The sequence below is a fragment of the Salimicrobium halophilum genome (assembly GCF_900100295.1).
Classification (GTDB): domain Bacteria; phylum Bacillota; class Bacilli; order Bacillales; family Halobacillaceae; genus Salimicrobium; species Salimicrobium halophilum.
Genome location: NZ_FNEV01000006.1, coordinates 52,538 through 76,356, shown reverse-complemented (window position 1 = coordinate 76,356; position 23,819 = coordinate 52,538). Strand labels below are relative to the sequence as shown.

The window sequence follows — 23,819 nt, the reverse complement described above, 5'->3', positions numbered from 1 at the left end:
TTCTATTGATTTTGGAATGATATGCGGATAGGCATTTTCAGAGCTTTCTCCAGATGTTTCTTCTGCTTCTCTGCCTGATACATCTCTGGCTTGGAATCATCCGTGCAGAAACAGCGGATTCGGACTACATCCTTTTTGACAGTAATGTCTATGTCCGAAATGATTCTTCTTTTGGTGGAGTCGAGCGCATACGTCAACTTTATTATAGAGCCGAGTGTCTGTAATTTTTTGCGTTCGGATTTCAGGAACCAGTTTTTATAAGGGCGGATGAATTGCTTGAATACACTCTTGCTTTTGAAAGAAGCCAGTAACGCAAGCTTCAGACGATCTACATGCATCAGCCCGTCGATGGTACGGTTGGCGAGCAGATAGAACGAGTGCTGGGAACTGGATTCGGAGTCGATATAGCTGCCTAGGTTATACACCATGCAGGCACGTTCGACCATAGCCCAGTCTTTCGAGGTGAGGTAAGGCGAGGCTCCCTGGCTTACGAGAGCCTCGAACAGCTTGCGCGTCATTTCTTTGGCATAGGTGACTTGCATCGAAGAAAGTTCATACTCTTCGATCAAGTCGTTCAGGCTGTTATCGAGTACATTTTCATAAAGATGCTCTTCCCCTTCATTCGTAAGCTGTTCGTACAGGAGTCCGTCCCTCAGTCCTTTTCTGCTCAGTACGAAACTGGAGGCCTCAGTAAGGTCGTACAAGCAGTAGAATACTTGCATGGCAGGAAGAATGGAGTCAGCGCGGTCTTTGGACAGTCCTTCGATTTTCTCCCGTTCTTTCCTGTTCAGCGTCGTCAAGTGTTCGGAGATGTGAGCGATATCCGTATCGAACATTTCATATTCATGAAGCCCTGCAAGGGGATAATCTTTGAATGTCTGGTCGATTTCCACCATGTTCCGTGCACTTCCGCCGATACCGATAATCGGTATATTCTTTTCCTTGATCCACTCGAGTTCCTCCAAGTGATCGAAGATGTAGGTTCTGGCTCTTTTCACCTGCTTCGTAGAGGGTTTGTCTGCATCGAAAAACTCCATGAGCGTCAGGGAACCGAACGGGAAGCTATGGGAAAATACGAGTTTTCTATTTTTGAAATAGGTGATTTCCGTACTGCCACCACCGATATCTATCGTGAAACCTTCTTCGACGGACGTGGAATTCACGACCGCGAGGTATCCATAATACGCTTCTTCTTCCTCGGATAGTACCTTCATAGTCATTCCTGTTTCTTTCTTCACTTTTTCCTCTATTTCTTCGTGGTTTTTCGCTTGGCGGATAGCTGCTGTGGCTGCACAGAAAGAATGATCGATGTCATATGTATCGATGACTTTCTGGAAGCTTTTTAGTGTGTCGAGGAGGATGAATTGCCCTTCACCGGTCAATCGTTTATCGTCATCCAGATAGGCGCGTAATCTGGCGACTATTTTTACGTTCTCCACTTCCTGGATTCTTGAATAGTTTTCATGAGAATAAATGACAAGTCTCATCGTATTCGATCCTATGTCGATGACCGCACTGTATCGTTTCATCGAAACCCTCACTTCTTTTTACCTATAGTATAGCACGGGGCAGGTGGGACTTGTCTAAATATTGTGTTAAGAAAACAGGTGGGGGATGGTTCTGATAGAGAGGGGAGTCTTAATGAAAAACCTTCCTGCTATATAACAGGAAGGTGGGGGGAGTTCAATTTCGACTGATTCCGATGACCCGTCCAGTTTGAATCGGTTTATCCAAATAGGTATGTTCTTTATATATTTTGTCCAGTGTCTCTTGAATAGTAGAAGGGAAAGCATCCGGGCGATTTGTCTCTGTATTCATCCCCATCAGCATTTGTTCGCTTGTCGCGATCGTTTCTTCCTCGGAGTTCTTCATGGAAAAGAAGGCGTGTATACGCTTATGATCAACATCAAGTACCTGGATGCTGACGTGAATCGGATCTTCCTCGTGAGCTTCCTGTAAATAACACAGGTGCGTCTCCAGCGTGAAAATCGTATAGGAGAGTTCCTGCCTGTGCTTTTCGTCCAGTCCGATGAATCCCATCCAGGCATCGACAGCTTCACTGAAGACAGCTGCATAAGCTGCGTCGTTCATGTGTCCATTGTAGTCGACCCAATCCCTGTGGACAGTTGTATTATAACGGAAGATGGTCATACGCGAGTCTCCTTCTGTTCCGGCCAATAGTCTTCGACGAGGTCGAGCAGTTTGACGAGGAACTCGTTTCTCTTTCGTTCCAGCTCTGCTATCGAAACATCCCCCGCATGTTGTTCACACCCTCCGATCACTTTTTCCTTCAGTTCATCGGTAAGCTCCGGCGCCTCGAGTTTCGTCCAGGGTAACTTTAGGGCAGGGCCGAACTGCTCGAGCATGTGCCGCATCCCCTGATCTCCGCCAGCAAGGTGGAAAGTGAGGAAAGGTCCCATTTGCGCCCAGCGGAGCCCTGCCCCGTACGTGATGGCTTTGTCGACTTCTTCGGTAGTGGCTATGCCATCATTGACGATGTGAAGCGCTTCTCTCCACAGGGCTTCCATCAACCGATCTGCCACATGACCTTCGATTTCTTTGTCCACAATCATCGGTTTCATTCCGATGCCTTCGTATAAGCTAAACGCCTGATCCATAGTGGGCTTTTCAGTGTTCATGCCCCCGACCAGTTCGACCAGAGGAAGAAGATAGACCGGATTGAAAGGGTGAGCTACGATAATTCTACCCGGATTCACGGCACCTTCCTGAAGAATGCTCGGTTTTATACCGGAGGTGCTTGATCCGATGATAGCCTCCGGTGCAGCCACCTCAGAGATTTCTTGCAGGACGCTCTGTTTCAGATCGGTACGTTCCGGAACGTTTTCCTGGATAAGGGTTGCCCCTGAAACGGCTTCTTCCATCGAATCATAGAATGTTACAGCCTCCGGGTCTGCACCGGGTGCCAGACCGAGGTCTGTAACAGAAGGCCAGGCATCACGGATCGCTTGTTTCGTTTTATTCTGAGCCCCTTCTGCGGGATCGAATGCTTTCACTTCATACCCGTGTGCAAGTAGGCGGATGATCCATCCATTTCCTATGACACCGGTCCCGATGACGGCGGCGATTTTCTTATTCATCGATGAGTCCCTCCCGGCTTTCTAAGGTTATAGGCTTCCCTTGCCTCGGCGGGAGTCATGATTTCTGCGTCCTGCGCGTGTGTCATTTTTACGGCTTTGTCCACGAGCTGTTCGTTCGTAGCCGGAACCCCTTTGCTCAAGTAAATATTATCTTCAAGACCCACACGGATATTCCCGCCGAGAAGGGCCGTTTGACTTGCGATAGGCATCTGCATACGACCGATGCCGAATGCCGACCAGTGAGCGTTATCCGGGATACGGCCTTTCATGTAATTGATAGTCTCTACATCGGCATCTGCCCCCCAGGGGATCCCCAGACAGAATTGGAACATCGGATCATCATCGATGAGTCCTTCTTTGATCAGCTGATTGGCGAAGCGGATGTGACCGGTGTCGAAACACTCCAGTTCCGGCTTCACACCGCTTTTCTGCACAAGTTCCGCCTGTTCTCGCAGCCAGTCTGTAGGGCTCATGTAGATCATATCCCCGAAGTTTACGCTTCCGCAGTCCAGGGTGCACATTTCAGGCAGCAATTCTCCGACGGGAGCGTGACGTTCAGAAGGTGTCTGAATATCGGTGCCTTCTCCGCCTGCAGCTGGAGTGGAGAGGCTCGGTATGAAGTCTCCTCCGCCACCTGAAGTGATGTTGATGATGACATCCGTTTCAGATTCACGGATGCGATCCACGATTTCTCTGTAGTGATCCACATTGTGACTGATTCCTCCGGTTTCCGGGTCACGGGCGTGAACGTGGGCGACGGTTGCTCCCGCTTTGGCCGAAGCGATTGCGGCATCCGCGATTTCCTTTGGTGTGACAGGAACGTGTTCATTCTTTTTGAGGGTATCTCCAGCACCTGTCACAGCTGCTGTCAGCATAATTTTGTTATTCAATGTAGTACCTCCTCTATATTTTACTATACCATCCGGACGGTTTTGTTTACGGTAGTTACTATACCATCCGGACGGTTGTTATTCAACAGGAATAGTAAAAAAAGAAGCTGACCCTCAAGGTCAACTTCTATATAAAGGTGAATCTATTCCGAAAAAGGTACTTCTTTCTTTTGAAGAGCATGGAGCCATTCGGAAAGTCTCTTGTAAACCTGCTCCTTTTTCTCTTCTTCTATCTGATAGACATCAAAAAGTTCTGACAGCCATATCCCGTCTGTGCTTAAGCGGATCAACGTGGCATCGGTAGGATCGAGGCCATCGTTCTCTATTTTGTGCTGCCAATCTTTGTAGGCATCATGGAGCGGCTTAAGAAGGGCAGGATTGACGGCTTTAGCAGCAAGAAGGCCGGCGTTCCAATCTTTGTTCGGATAGACGTGATTGAATGTGACGTTAAGGAAAGCGCGTGTCCATCTGCCTATCTCTTCCGGGTCCGCCTCGACGTGAGCCTCGATTTTCTCCCTGTAATTATCGGTCAGATGCTTGACCATGCCGCTTACGAGCGCTTCCTTCGTTTTGAAATGGTAAAGGAGTCCACCTTTGCTGATTCCCGCTTCCTTCGCGACAGCTTCTAAGGTCAGGTTGAAGATTCCCTGTTGACTGACGATGCGGGAAGCCGCATCCAATATTTCTATTTTTCTGGAGTGACGAGCCACGAGCGACCCTCCTATCTATAAGATGACGATATTACTATACTACCCGGACGGTGGATACGCAAATCCATGGTCAGCTGGAACAAATACTCCCCGCCTGACTGACCAGACGGGGAGTTGTCGCTATTTTTTCTCGACCTTTTTCATGATGAATCCGCTATTAGGGATCGCAGGCATTTTTGTAAGGCTATAGCCGAGGTCCTGTTTCGGCAGCTTGTAGCTTAGGTGGCGGGACATGTATTGGAAACTGGCTTTCAATATCTCCAGTGTCGCCCATTCTCCCGGGCAGCGGTGATTCTTCTCATAATCTCCGCCTCCTTGAGGGATAAGGTCGAACAGTCCGCCGTTCCAGTTGCGGAAGCGGTCAGGGTTGAACGTTTCAGGTTCTTCCCAGATACGCGGATCATGATTCGTACCGTACACATCGACCAGCACCAGCTGACCCGCTGTGAAGGAATATCCCTGCCAGGTGAAGTCTTTTTTCGTACGGGCAGGAAGGTAAGGAACGAAAGGATAGAACCTGCGCACTTCCTGAGCGAAATAGTAAAGGTAGTCTTCGCTGTTTGCGACTTTCCCTTTCTCTTCAGGATACTCTTCCATAGCTACGGCGCCGAAAGCGATGAATTTGCTGACGGCCACAGACGGACGGATCACGTTCAGGAGTTCGATAGCCGCCATCCTTGGATCCAGGTGATTCCCCTCAAGATCGCGGTGCATCGCCATTTCGAAAATCGCCGTGCCTTGTTCCGCTTCCAATTTTCCGTTCCGTACGTCGAGGATAAGGTCTTCGATCCACTGTTCGGAACGCTGTCTCGCTTTTCTGCTTTGGATATGTTTCGGTCCGAGAGAGCCGAAGCCGTCGATCATCAGTGCGAAGTCATTGGCACGTTTTTCGACCTCTTTCTCTTTTAGAGGAACGCCAGCCCATTCACAGGCAGCTCTCATAAGGAGATAGAGTGCTTCGTCGTAGAGGACGACTTTCCGCTTTTTCTTCCAGCGGTCCACAGCAAGATTCCAATGTTTCGTAGTGATTTCAAAAAGGTTATCCAGCGCTTCCGGGGTCATCAGGGAAAGGAAGAGACGCTTTCGGTGTTCGAAAGGGTTGCCGTCCATCGTCTGTACGCCGTTTTCCCCGAATAGGGTTTTCAGGATGAACGCCGGCATGGCACCGCCGCGTTTCATTTTGTCGTTATCATAGAACAGCTCTGCCCCTTTTTCACCGCCGAGAAGAGCAGCTTTCTCTCCTAATAGCTTCGTTTCATATACATCCAGGTGTTGACTTTGAAGGCGTTTCTGAGCAAAGGTATAGCCGTCTTTCAAAATGCCGAGAGAACGGTCGAATCCTTTGTCTTTTGCAGGTTGATAGGACATGATTGGTTGCTCCTTCCTATGTATCAGTATATTCTAATATTATCGATATCTGTCATTTGTTACAATCGATAGTACTTGAAAGGGTGAGCGGAATGGAAGTGAAAGGAATAGGCCTGGATGCCAAAACGAGATGTCACCATTATCATACCCGGAAAGATATTGTGGCTATACGTTTCTATTGCTGCAAGGAGTATTATGCATGTATCAAATGTCACGAGGAAACGGCGGATCACGACGTGGAAGTATGGCCTGCAGCGTTGCAATCGGAAAAAGCGATTCTATGTGGGAATTGCCATGAGGAACTGTCTATCAAGACGTACAGATCCAGTGTTCAGTGTCCATCATGCGGACACGAATTCAACCCGGGATGCCAACTTCATGATCATTACTATTTCGAATAGATTCGGGAAAAAGAAATGTCTTGACGGAGAAGGTTTCACCGACGATAATAGGGGGGCTTTACACGCAATTTTTTAAAAGGGGGTAGCTTTTCATGGAAGAGCACATTTCTGTTACCTCACTAATCATCGTATTAGTGGCTGCCTTTTTGACACCGATTGTATTGAAGAAGTTCAACCTTACTCTTCTCCCCGTAGTTGTGGCTGAGATTATCGTCGGGTTGATTATCGGTCAAAGCGGCTTTAATCTTATAGAACCGAACGAATGGCTGGATATTCTGTCGACGCTTGGGTTCATCTTTCTCATGTTCCTGAGTGGACTGGAAATAGATTTTTCTATCTTCAAATCAGGGAAGAGGAAGAAGCTTCCTAATGGTCAGCTGGAACCGAACCGTTTCGGAATATCAGTGATCATTTTTCTTCTGATTCTCGGTTTGTCTTACGTGATCTCCCTTGGACTATCGTTCATGGGCCTTGTCGACAATGCCTTCTTCATGATGCTTGTCATTTCGACGATTTCTCTCGGGGTTGTCGTGCCGACGTTGAAAGAAGCGGATATCATGAAGTCCGGCATCGGACAGATCATTCTTTTGGTGGCGGTCATCGCAGATCTCGTTACGATGATTCTGCTTGCGGTCTTCGTCTCCTTTCAGGAGGAAGGCGGGAATATGTGGCTTCTGCTGTTGTTGTTCATCGCAGGAATCGGGATCTATTTTCTCGCCAAGTTCTTCAAAAGCCAGAGCTTTTTCGAAACGTTGTCCACGGGAACGGTCCAGATCGGGACAAGAGCAGTGTTTACGCTTATCATGGTGCTTGTCGGGCTCTCTGAGTCCCTCGGGGCTGAGAACATTCTTGGGGCTTTCCTTGCCGGGGTCCTCGTTTCCCTGTTGTCTCCGAACAAAGAAATGGTCCAGCAACTGGATTCTTTCGGATATGGATTCCTGATCCCGATCTTCTTCGTGATGGTCGGAGTGGAGCTTGATGTCTGGGGATTGTTCAGTGATCCGACGGTCTTCCTGCTCATTCCTTTATTATTCCTCGGGTTGCTGTTGTCGAAACTGCTCCCGGTACTCGTTCTGAAAAAATGGTATGACTGGCGTACGATTCTCGGATCCGGGTTTCTGCTCACTTCCACATTATCTCTGGTGGTTGCAGCGGCGAAAATCGGGGAGAGAATCGGTGTCATCGACAGTCAGATGGCTTCTTCTTTGATTCTGCTGGCGATCATCGCTTGTATCATTACGCCGATTCTTTTCAAGCAGGTCTTCCCGCTACTGGAGACTGCGGAAGAGAAGAAACGCTTGAAAATCATAGGAGCCAACCAGATTACGATGCCTCTTACGAAGGAATTTTGTGAAGAAGGATATGATGTCTACCTCTATCATGCCCGTCGTAACCAAAGTGGAGAACTTCCGGGGAACCCTGACTTCACCGTAGAGAAGCTTGAAGAATATTCTATCGAGGAACTCCGGAAACATGATGTGTTCGATGCGGATGTTCTCGTCATTTCCACGAATGACGATGAACTGAATACGACGATCGCTCTCGAAGCGGCGGAGTGGGGAATCGAGAATATCATCACGAAAGTCGAATCCCCGAATAAGCAGGCGATGTTGAAAGAGAAAGGGATCAACGTATTCTCTACTATCTTCTCCTCGCGAGCGATGATGAAAGCGATGATCGCTTCTCCGCACATTGCTGACATATTCGCAACGAGAGAAGAAGGGCTTATGGAAGTCCCGCTTACAAATAAAGAATTCCATGGGGTGAAGTTGAGAGACTTTCCATTCTTCGGGGATGCGATTATTGTACGTATCTATAGAGGGAACGAATCAATCATTCCTCATGGAGATACGGAACTTCAACTCGAAGATAGATTGATCGTCACAGGCAACCATGAGAATATTTATGAACTCGAATATCTATTGGAATAAGGGCAGCTGCGGCTGTCCTTCTTTTTTTGTAAATTGATAAGGGATTTTGTTCCTTGTATGGAAATATACATGAGGGGATGGCATACTGTATTAGGAAGTACTGGTAGAGGAGAAAATATATATGAAGAAAGTGATGATAGCTCTCGGCGTGTTTGTGGCTACCTTTTCAACCTTGATGCTCATAGTGATGATGACCGGCCCATTTTCGGATGAGATAGAAGCCGGCGATCTGGAAGGGAAGAAGATTTCAGAAGATGTAGGGAAGCGTATCGCGGGGGAGAAGAAAAAAGAGTGGAAAATAGCCAAGGATGCTCTCACTCTGACATTCACCGGGGATGTGCTTTTCGAAAAATCTACGATACATACGACCGAAGAACATGGATACACCTATCCCTTTGAATACGTGGAAGATGCCTTCCGTCAAGACGATTACACCTTCGTAAATCTCGAAACCCCTGTTACTGCAAGGGGGGAAAGAGAACAGAAATTGTATACGTTCCGCACAGATGCCGCAGCGCTGGATGGTATGGAGAAAGTAGGGGTCGATGCATATTCTCTTGCGAATAACCATACCCTTGACTATGGAAGGGTCGGACTATTGGATACACTCGATGAAATGGAAAAGCGGGACGTACCTTTTCTTGGAGCTGGACGCAACAAAGAAGAAGCTTACCGGGGAATGAAAATGGAGAAGAAAGGCGAAACGATCCATTTTCTCTCTTTTTCCAGAGTATTGCCCACCGTAGACTGGTATGCCGGGCCGGAACGACCGGGGATAGCGAGCGGATATCAGGTGGAGCGGATGGAGGCGCTTATCAAAGAAGCGAAACAATCCAGTGACTATGTGATTGTTCAAATCCATTGGGGAGATGAACGACAGACTTCCTTTCAGCCGGAGGAGCAGAGGATCGCTCATAGATTGGTGGATGCCGGAGCTGATGTGATTGTCGGGCATCATCCTCACGTTCTCCAGGGATTCGAGTATTACAACGATGGCTTTATTGCGTATTCGCTCGGGAATTTCCTTTTTCCTGATTATGTAGAAAACGAAACGGCCTACACCGGGTACTTGCAGGTGGAAATAGAAGACGGCGGGATTTACCCTTCGTTCGTTCCTATGATTATAGAAAATGATCAAATGGTGCCCGTAGCGAATGAGGAACGGGCGCTTGAACGTCTCGAAGAACGTTCGGCGAATATTGTGTTCAATCAGTATAGAATAGAGAAAGCGAGCGTATACTGAGTCACATATGGTATAATGAAGAAAATAGATACACACTATTCAATTGGAGGTGTCTTTCATGTACCGTACAATTGAAGAAACGGCCCAGTACCTGGAGCTGCCTGAGGATTATGTGTATTCGTGTATCGTGTCCGGAAAGATAAGAGCTGTGCATGATGGAGAGCAATTTTTAGTGAACTCGGACCAATTCACTCTCTATTGGGAACAGATGGAGCAATACCAGGATCAGATTCAGCAGTTTCTCAATGAGCCGATTCCGGCGGATCCGATCATCAATGATGAAGATTAGAAGCACAAGCCTTCACGGCTTGTGCTTTTTTTTGTGGGATTGTATGCTTGAGACAATGAAAAGTTAGAGGAGGTACATAACAATGACAAAAGTGATTCAGACAGACAAAGCCCCACAAGCGGTAGGCCCTTATTCGCAGGCGGTGGATACAGGAGATCTCATTTTCATTTCCGGTCAGATCGGTCTTGATCCTGAGACGCAAAAGTTCGTTTCGGATAACGTGGAAGATCAGACGGATCAGGTGATGAAAAACATCGGAGCGATTCTCGAGGAAGCGGGTAAAACGTACAGCGATATCGTGAAAATCGGTATTTTCCTCGATTCGATGGATGATTTCCAGACGGTCAACGATATTTACGCAAGCTTTTTGACAGAACCTTACCCGGCAAGAGCTGCCATCGAGGCGGCTAAGCTGCCGAAGGGTGCGAAGGTGGAGATGGAAGCTATTGTGAAGAAGTAATTAGGGAGGAATCGGCTTGTGTGGCCGGTTCCTTTTTTATATCGGGAAGTTGTGTCCGGTGTTTATGGGATAGTTTTCTCGATGAGATTAGAAAAACCACCGCATAAAAGTTTGTATGCGACGGTTTTGGCTCATTTTGAAGTGGAAAGTGTTCTATATATTTTTTTATCAGGTGCTTTTTTTATTCATTCTGAAAAAAGTGTCTCATATCCGCGGGGTGTCTTCACTTTTAATTAGTCTAGCTGCGAAGCCCAGAAACTCGAGCCATAAGCAGCCCGGTCAGAAAAAAAGAAAAGGCGCTTTTTGTCTGACCGGGCTGCTTATGACTGAGGTTTCTAAGCGGGGTGCTTCCGCTTTTCCATCAATGCCGTTTATGAAGCCAAAGGACGCCGGATTTGGCGAGGCGTGGGATTTTTCCGGTGAGCGGCTGGTTCATCATGTTTCCGAAGCCGTCGCTTTTTCCGAGGGATCCGAGTGTTCCTTTCAGCTTGATTCTCGAAGGTTGCTTCGGTTCTTCTCCGCGCCATACGTATTTCAGAACTTCGGCGATTCGTTCTCCCTGTTCTCCGGCAAGTTGTCCACTCGGGGATAGTTCTGATGACACGCAGTCTCCGAGTACATAGACATTGGTTTTTTCAGGGATCTGATAGAATTCGTTGGCAATAAGTTTCTCCTGTTCATCTTTCTTGAAAGGGAGTTCCCGTGCCAAATGATGGGGGAGGACACCAGCGGTCCAGACCGTGACGTCGTTCATATAGCAGATGCCATTGTTACAGACACCGTCTTTTTCTACATATTCGACTTTCGCTCCGTGGATGACATTCACATCATTCTCCGCAAACCAATCTTCCACATGGTTCTGGATTTTTTCGTCGAATGCTTTCAATACTGTGTCTCCGCGGTCTAACAGGCGGATGTTCAAATCCGGACGACTCTCTCTCGTTTCGGCAGCGACTTCAATGCCGCTTAAGCCTGCGCCGACAATCGTCATATTTCCATATGCTTTCAAATTGTTGATGGCAAAACTGGCGCGACGAGTGCTCGACATCGTCTGCACGCTCTCCGTATATTCTTTCGCTCCTTCGATGCCGTGATAATTATCTTCACATCCGAGAGCAATGACCAGCTGGTCGAAAGAAAGTGGCTCTTCCCGTCCGTCAAGAAGAACCTGATCGTGTTCTACATCTATTTTCGTCACTTCATCAAATACGTAAGATATTTTTTCGTGAACCGGGAAATCAACACGCACGCTTCGGTCTGAAGTTGTTCCGGCAGCAAGGGCATAATACTCCGTTTTCATGGCGTGGTATGGATTCCGGTTTACCATTGTGATATGGACATCGTCAGGGATACCATTTTCCATAGCGTCGTATAGAACTTTGAATCCCCCGTAGCCTCCTCCTAATATCACTAAATCGGTCATGACTAAACCCACCTTCGTTGCGATTAATTAGTAAACGGTTTCTTCACTCTCATTAAAGACTATCAAAAAAAGGAACGGAAGACTAGGCAAAATTTCAAAAGTATGGTTTTTATTCGGGAAAGTCGGGAAAGGTTAGTAAAGAAAGGGGAGAAAAAAATGGATAAACAAAGCACGATTATAGAGAATTCACTCAAAGCGATTATGGATGACGAAGACTTTCTGCCAGACTTGAAAGCACAAACGAGGGAACAGGCCTACAATTCACTTGTTTCCATTTTGACTACTCCGAATCACGTACATAAGTCATTTCTTCGTGTGACTTTAGAAAATGGACGAGTAGTCCGGGTGCCAGCATTCCGGATTCAACATAATGATGTTCTGGGACCATATAAAGGCGGGATCCGTTTCCACCCGAGTGTCACAGAAGATGAGGTATCGGATTTCTCCAAACTGATGACACTGAAGAATGCTCTTCATGAGGTTCCTTTCGGCGGAGCTAAGGGTGGAGTCGTCATCAATCCGAAAGATTATACCGTCAAAGAACTGAATCTCATCTGTAAAAAGTATGTGCAGTATTTCAATGATATTTTAGGACCGGATAAGGATATCCCGGCTCCGGACATGGGCTCCGGAGAACGGGAGATGGACTGGATGATGGCTGAATTCAAAACCATCCACCCGGGTGAGCAGTACCGGAATAGCTTTACCGGGAAAAGTATCGTGAACGGTGGTTCGAAGGGACGCAGGGAATCCACTGGTAAAGGAGTTTACTTCTCTTTTCGTTATCTGATGCATGACTATGTGAAGGAAAATGAGAAATGGCTATCCAAGAATGATAATATTTTTGCTGATACAGCCGTAAAGTATGCAAAAAAGAAAATGAGTATGGCTGTACAAGGGTTCGGGAACCTGGGTTCTGTTGCAGCGCTTGAAGCTCATAAGTGTGAATATCTACAAAACAAAATCGTCGCTGTAAGTGACCATAATGTCATGCTTTATAATGAAGAGGGGCTTGATGTCCCGTCTCTCGTAGATTATGCGAAAGAGCATGACGGCGAGCTTCCTACCGAAGATAAAGAATTGAAAGACAATGATATCGCTGCGAGCATCAAAGACAGAGACGATCTCTTGGAACTTGATGTCGATGTCCTTCTCCTCGCAGCCCTTGAAGATCAGATCCATGAAGACAATATGGAGAATATTAAAGCGGAGATTGTTATCGAAGGGGCGAACAAACCGGTAACAGAAGGGGCGGATAAATATCTGAGTGATAAGGGTGTTCTTATTATTCCGGATATCCTGGCCAACGCCGGTGGTGTTATCGTTTCCTACTTCGAATGGATACAGGGTAGAGAAACACAATTCATGGGAGAAGAGCGGATTTACGAAAAACTGTTCGACAAAATGAAGAACACAATGGATACCGTATTGCCACAATTCTTCGGGGATCCGTTCCCGCTGCGACAGAATTGTTACATCCATGCAGTAACCAAGCTTTCCACCATTATGTTCAGACAGGGTAAATTATATTGATGAAGAAATCCGGGGCAGATTCTCCCCGGATTTTTGCGTTTTTGTCGTCACCTCCTTACAATGGAAGGAAAAGATTAGTAGGTGAAACCATGAAACAGATACATAGCGACATCATTCAGTTCAGAGGCTCTCATTATGACTTCGGCTTCTCTCAAGGACTGGAAATCAAGAATACCCTTACTGTCCGGAACAGGAGAAAACAGTGGGATGTGCGTATTCCGAGATTCGATGTCGAAGAACAGGAAGTGAAAGAAGTAATAGAGAAGTTTGCTCCGGGGATTTGGAGGGAGCTTGAAGGTCTTCGGGATGCTCTGGAGTGGCCGATGAAGCGGGTACTCATGGAATTCGGAGGCTACCGGGTCCCTTATAAGAAATCTGGTTGTTCTATTCTCACAGGGGAAGGGTATATGATCCGGAATTACGATTACATGCCCAAAACTTATGAAGGAAGATTTGCATTTTTCCAACCGACGGACGCAGGTTATGCTACGGCGGGTCCCACGCAAAGAATTACCGGGCGAATGGATGGGATGAACGAACACGGGCTTGCCCTCGGTTATACGTTTATGAACCGCAAGCGCCCAGGACCGGGTTTTATTTGCTGCATGATCGGAAGAATGGTTCTCGAAACGTGCAGAGATGTCGAAGAAGCCGTGGCTATGCTGGAGCGAATCCCTCACCGTCATTCCTTCAGTTACACCGTCTTCGATTCATCTGACGTTTCATATGTAGTGGAAGCGTCCCCGCGGGGAGTGGAAGTCAGACAGACGAGTGTGTGTACCAATCATTTTGAAATCTTGACGAAGGAAAACAGGTATCACCTTGTAGACTCCAAACGTCGTATGGATACCATGAAGCAATCCCTCCCGTCTTCAGCCGAAGAAGCATTCCGATTGCTGAATGATAGGGATAAGGGCGTGTTCTCTGAGCTATACGATCAATGGGCAGGAACCATTCACACTTCCGGTTATCTACCAGGAACAGGGACGATCTGGTTCGCACTCGGAGGCGATCGTTCTCCTGTAGAGTTCGACTTTTCGGCATGGTTGAAAGGAGAGCGTGTTCCGCAGTCCTTTATGGAAGGAGAAGTGGATACAGCTGTTCCATTTGTTCATATCGATGAAGGAGCCCACTGGAGCAAATAATGCACATAAAAAAACCGGTTCAACAAGAACCGGTTTTTTTGAATGCTTGAATCACCCTGTGTTGCGGAGTCCTGCCGCTACGCCGCTGATTGTCAGAAGCACTTCTGTCAGAAGTTCATCATTCGGATCATCGGTGTTCCGCAGATCTTTAATCAATTCCACTTGAAGGAAATTCATCGGATCGACATAAGGGTTACGGAGACGAACAGAGTCCTGAATCGTAGGTTGGTGATCCAACAACTCTTCATCTTCTGTAATTTGCAGAAGAACTTCTTTTGTCCGCTCATATTCTTCCACAATCGTATCGAAAATCCGCTGACCGACAGCTTCATCATTCACCAGGGACTTGTATTCTCTGGCTGTCTGAATATCCGCTTTCGTCAATGCCATCTGCAGGTTATTGATTGTAGAACGGAAGAACGGCCAGTTTTCATACATTTGCTGCAACAGTTCCAGGTGCTCCGGGCTCTGATCGCGGTAATCCGCGAGACCGGTACCGGATGCGAACCATGCCGGAAGTAACTGTCTGCTTTGCGTCCAGGCGAATACCCATGGAATGGCACGAAGGTTCTCGAATTTGGAGCTGTCTTTCCGTTTCATCGGACGCGAGCCTATATTCAGTTCCCCGAGCTCATTGAGCGGGGTCGCTTCGTTGAAATACGTCAGGAAGTCAGGATCTCCGAATACAAGAGATTGGTACTTCTCGAGAGATACATCAGAGATTTCTTCCATTGCATTCTCCCAGGATTCTTCCCTGTGATGAGCCTGTTCCGATTCGCGGGATACGTTGGCAGCACCTTCAAGAAGCGTCGATGCTCCCTGTTCGAGACTGCGGTAGGCAATATCGCGAAGTAGATACCTCGAGGAAAGTACTTCCCCCTGCTCTGTGATTTTCACTCCATCCCCAAGCGTTTCTGCAGGTTGGGACAAGAGACTGCGATGAAGTGGTCCGCCTCCGCGTCCGAGGGAGCCACCGCGCCCATGGAAGAATTTCAGGCTGATATTGTACTCGCGAGCCATTTCATGAATTTCCTGCTGCGCTTTGTACAATCTCCAGTTGGCGGTAAGGGTTCCGCCATCTTTACTTCCATCCGAATAACCGAGCATGATTTCCTGCTGGTTCCCACGTTCGGAGAGGTGCTTGGAGAAAGCGTCCATTTCGAACAGCGTTTTGATGATTTCAGGACCGGCGACCAGGTCATTGACGGTCTCGAGAAGAGGAGCTACGTTCAGGTCACTCTCTACCGTACCATCCGTGTGAAGTCGATAAATTCCGGCTTCTTTGGCAAGAACGAGAACTTCCAGTACGTCACTGGCTGCCTCGGTCATACTGATCAGGTAAACCTGAATGGAACGTTTTCCGAATTCCTTGTGAGCATCACGAATCATATGGAAAGCATTCAGTATCTGCTGAGTCGCTTCCGAATAATCTTCGTTCAACAAGGAAATAGGGCGTGGGTCTTTCAGAAGCTGATGGAGGGTGTCCAATTTCTGCTCCTCGGAAAGAGAAGCGTAATCCTCCGTGATGCCGACTTTCTGAAGGAGCTCTGTCATAGCCGCTTCATGTTCCCCGCTATGGTTCCTGATATCCAGCGTCGCTAAATGGAAGCCGAAAAGTTCAACCTGACGTATGAATTTACGTAGGCTCTTAAGCTCGCGATTACCGGGCTGATGCTTTAGGGCATTTTCCTGGATCATCTGCAGGTCTTCGAGCAATTCTTCTGCACTCTTATACCCGAGGTCCGACTGTCCGACCTCACGCAGTCGTTCGAGGACGATGGCGAACTTACGGCGGTAAATTTCTTTATCCACACGCCACACTTTATCTTCAGGAATCCACGTCTCTTCTTCCTCGATGGATTGACGCAACTGATCGGAAACTTCGATATGGGCCAGGGACTGGCTGAATCGTTTCATTAAATCGATGAGAGAATCTTCGTATTTCTCCAGAATCAGTTCACGGTGTTTCTTCAATGTTTCCCATGTCACTTCCGGAGTGACGTTCGGGTTTCCGTCACGGTCCCCACCGATCCAGGATCCGAAGTGAAGGAAGTTCGGCACAGACCAGTCTTCTTCCGGGTATTGATCCTGAAGCTGATGCTCGAGCTCCTGATGGATATCAGGTAAAACATCAAAAAGCGTATGGTCGAAGTAATAGAGTCCGTTCCTCACTTCATCCATGACCGTCGGCTTTCGTTCTCTCAGTTCATCTGTCTGCCAGAGGACAGTCACTTCATTTTGAAGACTGTCGAGAAGGTCTTCTCTTTCTCTATGTGTCAATTGTTCTGTATCCAGTTGTTTCAGAATGTTTGCAATTCTCTTCTGAATTTCAAGGACTGTTCGTTTCGTTGCTTCTGTAGGGTGTGCCGTAATGATCAGTTCAAGCGATAATTTCTCAAGTACATTCTGAATGACGTCTTTGGAATAGTCATTTTCCTTCAGGTTCTGTATAGCGCTCTCGAGAGAAAACGGCTGGACCGAGTGATCATCCCGAAGCTGATACTCTCTGCGGCGGCGGATACGATGGTTCTGTTCAGCGATGTTCACCAGATGAAAGTAGATGGAAAAAGCACGGATCACCTGAGAACGCATCGGTGGTTGTAAATCAGTGATTTCTGTTTTTAGCGTGTCGTAGTTGGAAGAGTCGGGTTGGTTTCTTAAATCCTTGGTAAGCTTGCGGATTCTTTCTACTTTATCTAGTAATTCCTGGCCTCCCTGGTGGACAAGGACATTCCCGAGCATTTCTCCGAGAACGCGGATATCCCGTCGCAGAGGCGTCATATGTTCATTGGTTGTTTGTTGTGTAGTCACAATTTCACCTTCCTGTACATTCTGTAGTTTTAATAGTGGATAAATTTCGGAGGGGAGAGACGATTAAGGAAAAGTCTCGTATTTTCATAATATTATCAGAATATTTTTTACAGTCAAACCTTAAAGAGGTCCATCGCCGACTAAAATAGCAAAATCCCCCGGAAAAATGGGGGATTTGGACGTATTACTCCGATTTCTCTCTGACTTCTTTCATTTGATCGAGATGACGTAGTTCGTGCCAGCCGATGAACTCGACCCACTGTTCAAGATTCATGTTGCCGAAGGAAGGGTGGGGAAAGGAATAACTCTGCAACGTTTCTTCCGATTTGTTGTGCAGAAGAAATGTCGTCGCTTCTCTCGTCTTATTGAGTCCGTCCTTCGCTTCTTCAAGGGAAGAGAATGTTCCTTTAGGACGAAGTGCTTCCGGCGCTTCGACTTTATAGGAACGATTAGTCGTGCGTTCAATAGGTTTCGTTTCAGCTGTATTGACGTCTCCGTTTTTAATGACTTCATCGATCTTCTGGACGATGAATCCTTCCATTAGATAGAGGTGCTCGAGGATCTCCAGAACCGACCATTTATCTTCGGAAGGTTTCTTTCCGGCTTCTTCTTCAGGGACTTTTTCGATATATTCATTGAGGATCTTCCTTTTATCTTCAAGACCATACATAGGTAGTCATCCTTCCTTTTTCTTGGTTATTGGAGAGAAGTTTGAGAATCTCTTTTCTTAATACACGTAAATAGGGCTCATGAAACCTGTTTTGATCGGTTGAAATTTTTCAGGTTTTTCTCTTTACTTTGAGAATCATTCGTTGTATTATGGAAAATAACTTAAAAATTAATAACGAAACTTCTTATCCAGAGAGGCGGAGGGACTGGCCCTTTGAAGCCCGGCAACCATCCTGCTGATGTAACCATCAGTACGAACGGTGCCAATTCCTGTAGAGTGGTACACACTCTAAAAGATGAGAGGATCGTACGGATATTATAACGTCGACCCCCTCTTCTTGGATGAGAAGAGGGGGCTTTTGATTGTTAGGCCGTCGTCTAAGCTCTCGATAGAAGTGGAGTTAGGAAGAAAGGATAGATGAAGGATGGCAACAGCTATTTTTGGAGCAGGGTGCTTCTGGGGAGTAGAAGCATTCTTTGAAAGACTTAACGGAGTAACAGATACGACAGTAGGATATACAGGCGGGTTTATTGAAAATCCGACATATGAACAAGTGAAGACAGGAAAGACAGGTCACGCGGAATCGATCCGCATCGAGTTCGATCCGAAGGTGATTACGTATGAAGAGCTTGTAGAATATTTCCTTGAAGCTCACGACCCGACTTCCGTGAACCGTCAGGGCGAAGATATCGGACATCAATATCGTTCCGTGATCTTCCATACAAACGAAGCCCAGAAACAGCTGGCTGTTTCGAAAATCGGCGAGTGGAACAGAAGAGAAATCTTCAAGCGTCCGATTGTGACGGAAGTAGTAGCAGCTTCCACCTTTTATGAAGCGGAAGAATATCATCAGCAATATGTGAAAAAATATGGCGCTGCGTGCAGCGCAGTATAAAGACTCCGGCCTATCGAGCCGGGGTTTTTTTATTGGTCAAAGTCGGCAGAGGATCATTGTTTGGACTGTTCAGAGAAAGTTCCATCGCGGGAGCGGTTCATTTCTGATGGAATGGACCGTTCGTGGTTTGTTGCTCTGCCGTGAGCGCACCGTTTCGCACTTAATGAACCGTTCGTGCGGTTTCGGAGTGTTCTGAATGGTTGGCGAAGAAGTCGAAGGGTGTTTTTCCTGTAAGGGTGGCTGTTTTGAGGTGTTTTTCATTTGGGATTAGCCTTATATCACTTTAAAAAAATAGTAATGCAACACTTTTGATCAGATTCGCTTGTTTCATGTCGGATTCTTCGATTATTGCTGTGGTTTTACACGATTACGCTCAAAATTAATAGGATAATCGAGGAATGCATACTTGCTCCGGGCTTCGAAGCGGGATGGTTCCACTTTTCCTGTTTCATGATCCAGCTGCATCACCCAGAAACCCCGAGCCATAAGTAGACTCGACTTTTTCGGGAAAGGGCACCCAAAAGAAGTCAAGTCTACTTATGACTGAGGTTTCTAAGCGGGGTGACTCCGCTTTTCATTCTGTCTAGTTGCACCATCCAGAAGCCCGTAATATAAGTAGCCACCCCTGTTTTGGACAAGGGCATCCAAAGCCAGGGCCGTCTACTTATGACTGAGGTTTCCAAGCGGGGTGACTCCGCTTTTCATTCTCTGCTATACTAATAAATGAAGTGGGGGTGAGGGTGTGTCTTTGAACGATTGGGTAATTGGGGCTATGTGCCTGTTTATGGTACTTGGAGCTACTGATTATTACATATTGAATAAACGTCTCGGTCTCGGAGATCGTTTCTATGAAGCATTTCAAATGATGGGTACCCTTGCTCTCGCAATGATCGGTATCATTTCTTTTGCACCGGTGCTGGCTGATTGGCTGGAGCCGGTGATTGTTCCTCTGTATGAGCGGCTTGGAGCTGATCCGGGAATGTTTCCTTCGATGCTACTTGCTATCGATACCGGAGCCTATCCGCTGGCAGAGTCGATGGCGGAGAGTGAAGCGGCAGCGGTGTTTTCCTGGTCGCTGCTGGGTACGATGATGGGGCCTACCGTCGTGTTCACGATACCCGTAGCTTTGGCTGTGTTGCATAAGCAGGATTATCCTTACTTCGCGAAAGGTGTGTTGATAGGGTTCACGACAATTCCTATCGGTTGTTTCGCAGGAGGATTTCTAGCAGGCTATCCATTCGGTTGGATGCTTATAAACTTACTTCCTTCCTTGTTTCTCACAGTCCTCATATCCATAGGTCTTGGTTTATTCACAGCTATCACCATCCGTCTTTTCGCAGCCTTTGGTAAAATGATAGAGGTGCTCATTGCGATTGGACTTGTATCTATCACCCTGGAAACGTTGCTTGGCATTTCCTTGATCCAGGGGCTTGCTCCTCTGTCAGAAGGGGCGATCATTGTTGCAAAAATTACAGTCACCCTGGCAGGGGCCTTTCCTCTCGTCGCATTTTTAGAGCGGGTGCTCGACAAGCCATTCACTTATATGAGACCGATCATCAAAGTGGACAAAACGGCGATGACCGGCATCTTGGCTGCGCTCGCCCACAATATTCCTATGCTTGTGACAATCAAAGACATGAAGCCCCGGGGGAAAGTGATCAATTCCGCCTTTGCCGTGAGCGGTGCTTTCGCTTTGGGGGCACATATTGCGTTTGTTGCCGGAATAGAAAAAGAGATGGTGATTCCGGTGCTGATCGGTAAATTGAGTGCAGGTATGCTCGCTGTAGGTATAGCATGGCTGGTAACCAAAAAGGAAGAAGGGGAGACAGGAAATGAAACGTTGGTCTGAAACGATTGAAATAGATGCTCCGATTGAACAAGTCTGGAAGTACTTCGATCAATCCGTGGAACAAATGAAAAAAGTCATGCCGAATATCGTCGAACATCGCATGATTCATTCTTCCGGTGAGGCTGTAGGGAATGTATACAGACAGTCCTACGGTGTTGGAGAACGGACAGAAGAATATGAAGTTACCATAGTTGAGCACGAGGACGAGGAATCGAAGAAACGCTTAACATATTCGTACACGTTGGCCGGGGTTTACGATATCCAGGCCACCTATCTTCTCGAAAAGATGGGAGAGGAGAAAACGAAATTCACTTATCTGTCTTCGAATCGACCGAGGCGCTGGTATTTGCGGGTCCTTATTCTATTTTCGAATGATCAGGCTGTCACGAATTTCGTCCGCAGGGTGAAACGTGTGGCGGAGGAAGAGTATGGACAATCGGCGGAATAATAAAAAGTCAGGCTTTGCCCGAGATGAGCAGATGCCTGACTTTTTTGTTTAAAACACAAAAATCCATAAAAGAGCGATTGTAATGACAAAGGTTATAGTGTAGATGACACTTAGAAGTCGTATGCTTGTATTCTTGGCAGGTTCCGTTTTCAGGCTTTCCAATTCTTCTTCACTATCCTGTGTTTGTTCCTGTTTCATCATGTTTCTGCCGATAGAAATGGTGGCAATCAACGCAAATAAAGAGATGATGATAGCAATCGTATAATAAAGTGGATACATTGTGCTCCTCCTTCGTAGAGAAGTTCTTCTACTTTCAACATACTAGGTGGAAGGGGAGAACGCAACGTTTTTACATTTCTTCCACTGCCTCGATACCTAATATGCCAAGGCCTTCCTTGAGCACGAGCGTCACGCCGTAGACAAGAGTGAGACGTTCGTCCAATTGATCTTCCTGAAGAATCTTCGTCCCTGCATAATATTGGTTGAAATATTTTGCTAATCCAAGAAGGTAACGCGCTACAATCGAAGGGTCGAATTCATGGAAAGCCCGCGCCGTCTCATCCGGAAAGGCATGAAGCTGCTTCACAAGCTCCCAGGCGCCGGGATCTGATAACCCTGTTTTCTTTTCAAAAGATGTCTTATTGAGCAGAGATAAAGCTCTCGCATAGGTGTATTGGAGATAAGGACCTGTGATCCCTTCGAACGTCAGCATGTCTTCGAGAGAGAATTCCACGTCATTCTGTCTGTAATGTTTCAAGTCATGAAACAGGACGGCACCTGTTCCGATTTTGTTGTCCCCGGCACGGTTCCCCGCTTCTTTGAGCACGTCTTCGAGCAGAATCGTTCTGCCTTTCCTTGTCGACATTTTCTTTCCGTCCTGCAGCATCATACCGAAAGATACGTGATACATGTCATTAGCCCAGGCGAAACCTGCTTTTTCGAGAACTCTTCGGATCTGTTGAAAGTGAAGGGTCTGCTCATTTCCGACAACATATAAACTCTTCGAAAAAGAGTAGGATTGGTAACGGTCGATGGCAGCAGTGACATCCCTCGTCGCGTAAGTCGTAGTACCATTGCTTTTTACTATGAGGCAGGGAGGAAGGTCGAACTCATCCAGCTTCACAACAAGAGCCCCGTCTGATTCCTCGAGCAACCCTTTGCTTTCAAGTAAAGAAATCGTCGTCTCCATTTTGTCACTGTAATACGATTCTCCGCGGGTCAGGTCGAAGGATACATCAAGTTGGTCATAGATGTCCTGGAACTTTTCGAGGGATAGTTCCCGGAACCACTTCCACAATGCCAGAGCTTCTTCATCCCCTTGCTCAAGACGTTTGAACCACTCACGACCCTCTTCGATCAAAGAAGGATCACTTTCTGATTCATGATGGAAACGCACATAAATCTCAGACAACTCTTTCAACGGAGCTTGACGAACAGCTTCAGCATCTCCCCATTTTTTATAAGCGGCCAGAAGATGACCGAATTGGGTTCCGTAATCGCCGATATAATTGATTTTCACTGGTGTGTAGCCACATGTTTCTGCAAGGTTTGCCAGAGAATTGCCGATGACGGTGGAGCGCAGGTGACCCATCGAGAAAGGTTTGGCAATATTCGGAGCGGACAGGTCAATAACCACGTTTTCCCCACGACCGAAGGAATGAGAGCCGTACCCTTCTGTAAGAACCCGGCTCAGAATATGTTCGGTCATAAAATCTTGGTCTAGAAAAATATTCACATACCCGTGCACTGCTTCCGATTTAGATAAAATAGGGTGATCCAGTTTGCTGCTCAGGTCTTCTGCAATTTGCTTAGGGTTTGTACGTAAGTGTTTGGCCAGTGAAAAGCATGGGAAGGCCACATCCCCGTGATCTTTATACTTCGGTTTTTCGAGTTGATCATAAATATCCTTTTGCTTAAAACTTTCTCCCAGCAGATGAGCGAGCTGGAGAGAGATGATTTCTTTTTCCATGGAAACACTCCTTTTTTCTTGTACACAAAAAACCCCCACGTCCGAAAGAGACGTGGGGGTGCCGCGCGGTACCACTCTTCTAGCCTTAAGGCCACTTTGGTATGATAACGGGGGTCATCCCGGCGATAAGCTACTTCATTTCACTTCCGCACCTCCGAAGTCCGGTTCCTCTCTGATTCTTTTCCAGGCTTACACCAGACCCCGGATCGCTTTGAAAGAAAAAAGAAAGTACTCTCTTCATCACAGGCAGTATATGGTTAAACAGGATTATAGACGAAGCTGATTCAAAAATCAACCATCAGATTAAATATCGGATATTCGGGAAAAAGAGAAAGAGAGGTGATGAAACGATGGAAAAGCTGGATAATCTCGAAGAAGCAAGACGAATCATCAATAACGAAAAGCTGTCTCTTGTGTACATTTCGCAGCCGGCCTGCTCGGTCTGTCATGGGTTGAAGCCACAAGTCGAAGAACTGCTTGAAAGTTACCCTGACATTAAAGCGGTGCATCTGGATGCTTCTGAAATACCTGAAATCTCCGGGGAATTCCAAGTGTTTACGGTCCCGGTCGTGCTCGTTTATTCGGAAGGTCGGGAACTGATCCGGGAAGCCCGGTTCGTCCCGGTAGGAGAACTCGATCATCAGTTGAATAAACTGCAGGATGCGATGAATGCATGAAAAAGAAGA

Annotated in this window: 22 protein-coding genes, 1 riboswitch and 1 other annotated feature; of the genes, 11 read left to right on the top strand and 11 right to left on the bottom strand. The window is 46.9% G+C overall.

Annotation, left to right across the window (positions count from 1 at the left end; translation table 11 throughout):
* Positions 1-2: 2 nt before the first annotated feature.
* From BLQ44_RS10515 to BLQ44_RS10490, 6 genes are all read right to left on the bottom strand, one after another.
* Positions 3-1,529: a Ppx/GppA family phosphatase gene (locus tag BLQ44_RS10515; protein ID WP_093193858.1), complete on the bottom strand. Its 1,527-nt coding sequence runs from the start codon at positions 1,527-1,529 to the stop codon at positions 3-5.
* A 154-nt stretch (positions 1,530-1,683) separates the two neighbouring features.
* Positions 1,684-2,151 (bottom strand): thioesterase family protein, encoded by a 468-nt coding sequence (locus BLQ44_RS10510; protein WP_093193857.1) that lies wholly within the window; start codon positions 2,149-2,151, stop codon positions 1,684-1,686.
* Positions 2,148-3,098: a 3-hydroxyacyl-CoA dehydrogenase NAD-binding domain-containing protein gene (locus BLQ44_RS10505; protein WP_093193856.1), complete on the bottom strand. Its 951-nt coding sequence runs from the start codon at positions 3,096-3,098 to the stop codon at positions 2,148-2,150. The genes BLQ44_RS10510 and BLQ44_RS10505 overlap by 4 nt, the downstream gene beginning before the upstream one ends.
* A complete protein-coding gene (locus tag BLQ44_RS10500) occupies positions 3,095-3,988 on the bottom strand; it encodes a BKACE family enzyme (RefSeq protein WP_093193855.1) in 894 nt (297 codons plus the stop codon). The genes BLQ44_RS10505 and BLQ44_RS10500 overlap by 4 nt, the downstream gene beginning before the upstream one ends.
* Positions 3,989-4,131: 143 nt before the next feature.
* Positions 4,132-4,698 carry a TetR/AcrR family transcriptional regulator gene (locus BLQ44_RS10495; RefSeq protein ID WP_093193854.1) on the bottom strand — a complete coding sequence of 189 codons (567 nt, stop codon included), beginning with the start codon at positions 4,696-4,698 and terminating at the stop codon, positions 4,132-4,134.
* Positions 4,699-4,818: 120 nt separating this feature from the next.
* A complete protein-coding gene (locus BLQ44_RS10490; protein WP_093193853.1) occupies positions 4,819-6,066 on the bottom strand; it encodes a cytochrome P450 in 1,248 nt (415 codons plus the stop codon).
* 92 nt (positions 6,067-6,158) lie between these two features.
* Between BLQ44_RS10490 and BLQ44_RS10485 the strand changes: the two genes are divergently transcribed.
* From BLQ44_RS10485 to BLQ44_RS10465, 5 genes are all read left to right on the top strand, one after another.
* Entirely contained in the window at positions 6,159-6,467 is a 309-nt protein-coding gene (locus BLQ44_RS10485; RefSeq protein ID WP_093193852.1) for a CHY zinc finger protein, read from the top strand.
* A 92-nt stretch (positions 6,468-6,559) separates the two neighbouring features.
* Positions 6,560-8,398 carry a monovalent cation:proton antiporter family protein gene (locus BLQ44_RS10480; protein WP_093193851.1) on the top strand — a complete coding sequence of 613 codons (1,839 nt, stop codon included), beginning with the start codon at positions 6,560-6,562 and terminating at the stop codon, positions 8,396-8,398.
* Positions 8,399-8,519: 121 nt separating this feature from the next.
* The gene (locus tag BLQ44_RS10475) at positions 8,520-9,641 is read left to right on the top strand and encodes a CapA family protein (protein ID WP_093193850.1); all 1,122 of its coding nucleotides are present in this window, start codon (positions 8,520-8,522) and stop codon (positions 9,639-9,641) included.
* A 58-nt stretch (positions 9,642-9,699) separates the two neighbouring features.
* Positions 9,700-9,930 carry an excisionase family DNA-binding protein gene (locus BLQ44_RS10470; protein ID WP_093193849.1) on the top strand — a complete coding sequence of 77 codons (231 nt, stop codon included), beginning with the start codon at positions 9,700-9,702 and terminating at the stop codon, positions 9,928-9,930.
* Positions 9,931-10,012: 82 nt separating this feature from the next.
* Positions 10,013-10,390, top strand: coding sequence for a RidA family protein (locus BLQ44_RS10465; protein ID WP_093193848.1), 378 nt, complete (start codon positions 10,013-10,015; stop codon positions 10,388-10,390).
* Positions 10,391-10,751: 361 nt separating this feature from the next.
* Here the strand turns inward: BLQ44_RS10465 and BLQ44_RS10460 are convergent, their stop codons facing one another.
* Positions 10,752-11,813 carry an NAD(P)/FAD-dependent oxidoreductase gene (locus tag BLQ44_RS10460; RefSeq protein ID WP_093193847.1) on the bottom strand — a complete coding sequence of 354 codons (1,062 nt, stop codon included), beginning with the start codon at positions 11,811-11,813 and terminating at the stop codon, positions 10,752-10,754.
* Positions 11,814-11,969: 156 nt separating this feature from the next.
* Between BLQ44_RS10460 and BLQ44_RS10455 the strand changes: the two genes are divergently transcribed.
* A complete protein-coding gene (locus tag BLQ44_RS10455; RefSeq protein WP_093193846.1) occupies positions 11,970-13,346 on the top strand; it encodes a Glu/Leu/Phe/Val family dehydrogenase in 1,377 nt (458 codons plus the stop codon).
* Positions 13,347-13,435: 89 nt separating this feature from the next.
* Positions 13,436-14,491, top strand: a complete 1,056-nt coding sequence (locus BLQ44_RS10450) for a C45 family autoproteolytic acyltransferase/hydolase (protein ID WP_093193992.1) — start codon at positions 13,436-13,438, stop codon at positions 14,489-14,491.
* 51 nt (positions 14,492-14,542) lie between these two features.
* Here BLQ44_RS10450 and ppc read toward each other — a convergent pair whose 3' ends face one another.
* Positions 14,543-17,272 carry a phosphoenolpyruvate carboxylase gene (gene ppc / locus BLQ44_RS10445; protein ID WP_143004715.1) on the bottom strand — a complete coding sequence of 910 codons (2,730 nt, stop codon included), beginning with the start codon at positions 17,270-17,272 and terminating at the stop codon, positions 14,543-14,545.
* A 214-nt stretch (positions 17,273-17,486) separates the two neighbouring features.
* Complete coding sequence (locus BLQ44_RS10440) at positions 17,487-17,972, bottom strand: DinB family protein (RefSeq protein WP_093193844.1); 486 nt, start codon at positions 17,970-17,972, stop codon at positions 17,487-17,489.
* A 181-nt stretch (positions 17,973-18,153) separates the two neighbouring features.
* Positions 18,154-18,274: riboswitch (SAM riboswitch) on the top strand.
* Between the two features lie 122 nt (positions 18,275-18,396).
* On the opposite strand from BLQ44_RS10440, the gene msrA reads away from it, so the two are divergent.
* From msrA to BLQ44_RS10425, 3 genes are all read left to right on the top strand, one after another.
* Positions 18,397-18,867 carry a peptide-methionine (S)-S-oxide reductase MsrA gene (gene msrA / locus BLQ44_RS10435; RefSeq protein ID WP_093193843.1) on the top strand — a complete coding sequence of 157 codons (471 nt, stop codon included), beginning with the start codon at positions 18,397-18,399 and terminating at the stop codon, positions 18,865-18,867.
* A 742-nt stretch (positions 18,868-19,609) separates the two neighbouring features.
* The gene (locus BLQ44_RS10430; protein ID WP_093193842.1) at positions 19,610-20,716 is read left to right on the top strand and encodes an ethanolamine utilization protein EutH; all 1,107 of its coding nucleotides are present in this window, start codon (positions 19,610-19,612) and stop codon (positions 20,714-20,716) included.
* Positions 20,700-21,164 carry an SRPBCC family protein gene (locus BLQ44_RS10425; RefSeq protein ID WP_093193841.1) on the top strand — a complete coding sequence of 155 codons (465 nt, stop codon included), beginning with the start codon at positions 20,700-20,702 and terminating at the stop codon, positions 21,162-21,164. Before BLQ44_RS10430 ends, BLQ44_RS10425 begins: the two co-directional genes overlap by 17 nt.
* Positions 21,165-21,212: 48 nt before the next feature.
* On the opposite strand, the gene BLQ44_RS10420 is transcribed toward BLQ44_RS10425, so the two are convergent.
* A complete protein-coding gene (locus BLQ44_RS10420; protein ID WP_093193840.1) occupies positions 21,213-21,443 on the bottom strand; it encodes a hypothetical protein in 231 nt (76 codons plus the stop codon).
* A gap of 70 nt (positions 21,444-21,513) precedes the next feature.
* Positions 21,514-23,133 carry an arginine--tRNA ligase gene (gene argS / locus BLQ44_RS10415; RefSeq protein WP_093193839.1) on the bottom strand — a complete coding sequence of 540 codons (1,620 nt, stop codon included), beginning with the start codon at positions 23,131-23,133 and terminating at the stop codon, positions 21,514-21,516.
* Between the two features lie 43 nt (positions 23,134-23,176).
* Positions 23,177-23,386, bottom strand: a binding site (T-box leader).
* Positions 23,387-23,483: 97 nt separating this feature from the next.
* On the opposite strand from argS, the gene BLQ44_RS10410 reads away from it, so the two are divergent.
* Positions 23,484-23,810 (top strand): thioredoxin family protein, encoded by a 327-nt coding sequence (locus BLQ44_RS10410; RefSeq protein WP_093193838.1) that lies wholly within the window; start codon positions 23,484-23,486, stop codon positions 23,808-23,810.
* The last annotated feature ends 9 nt before the right edge of the window (positions 23,811-23,819 follow it).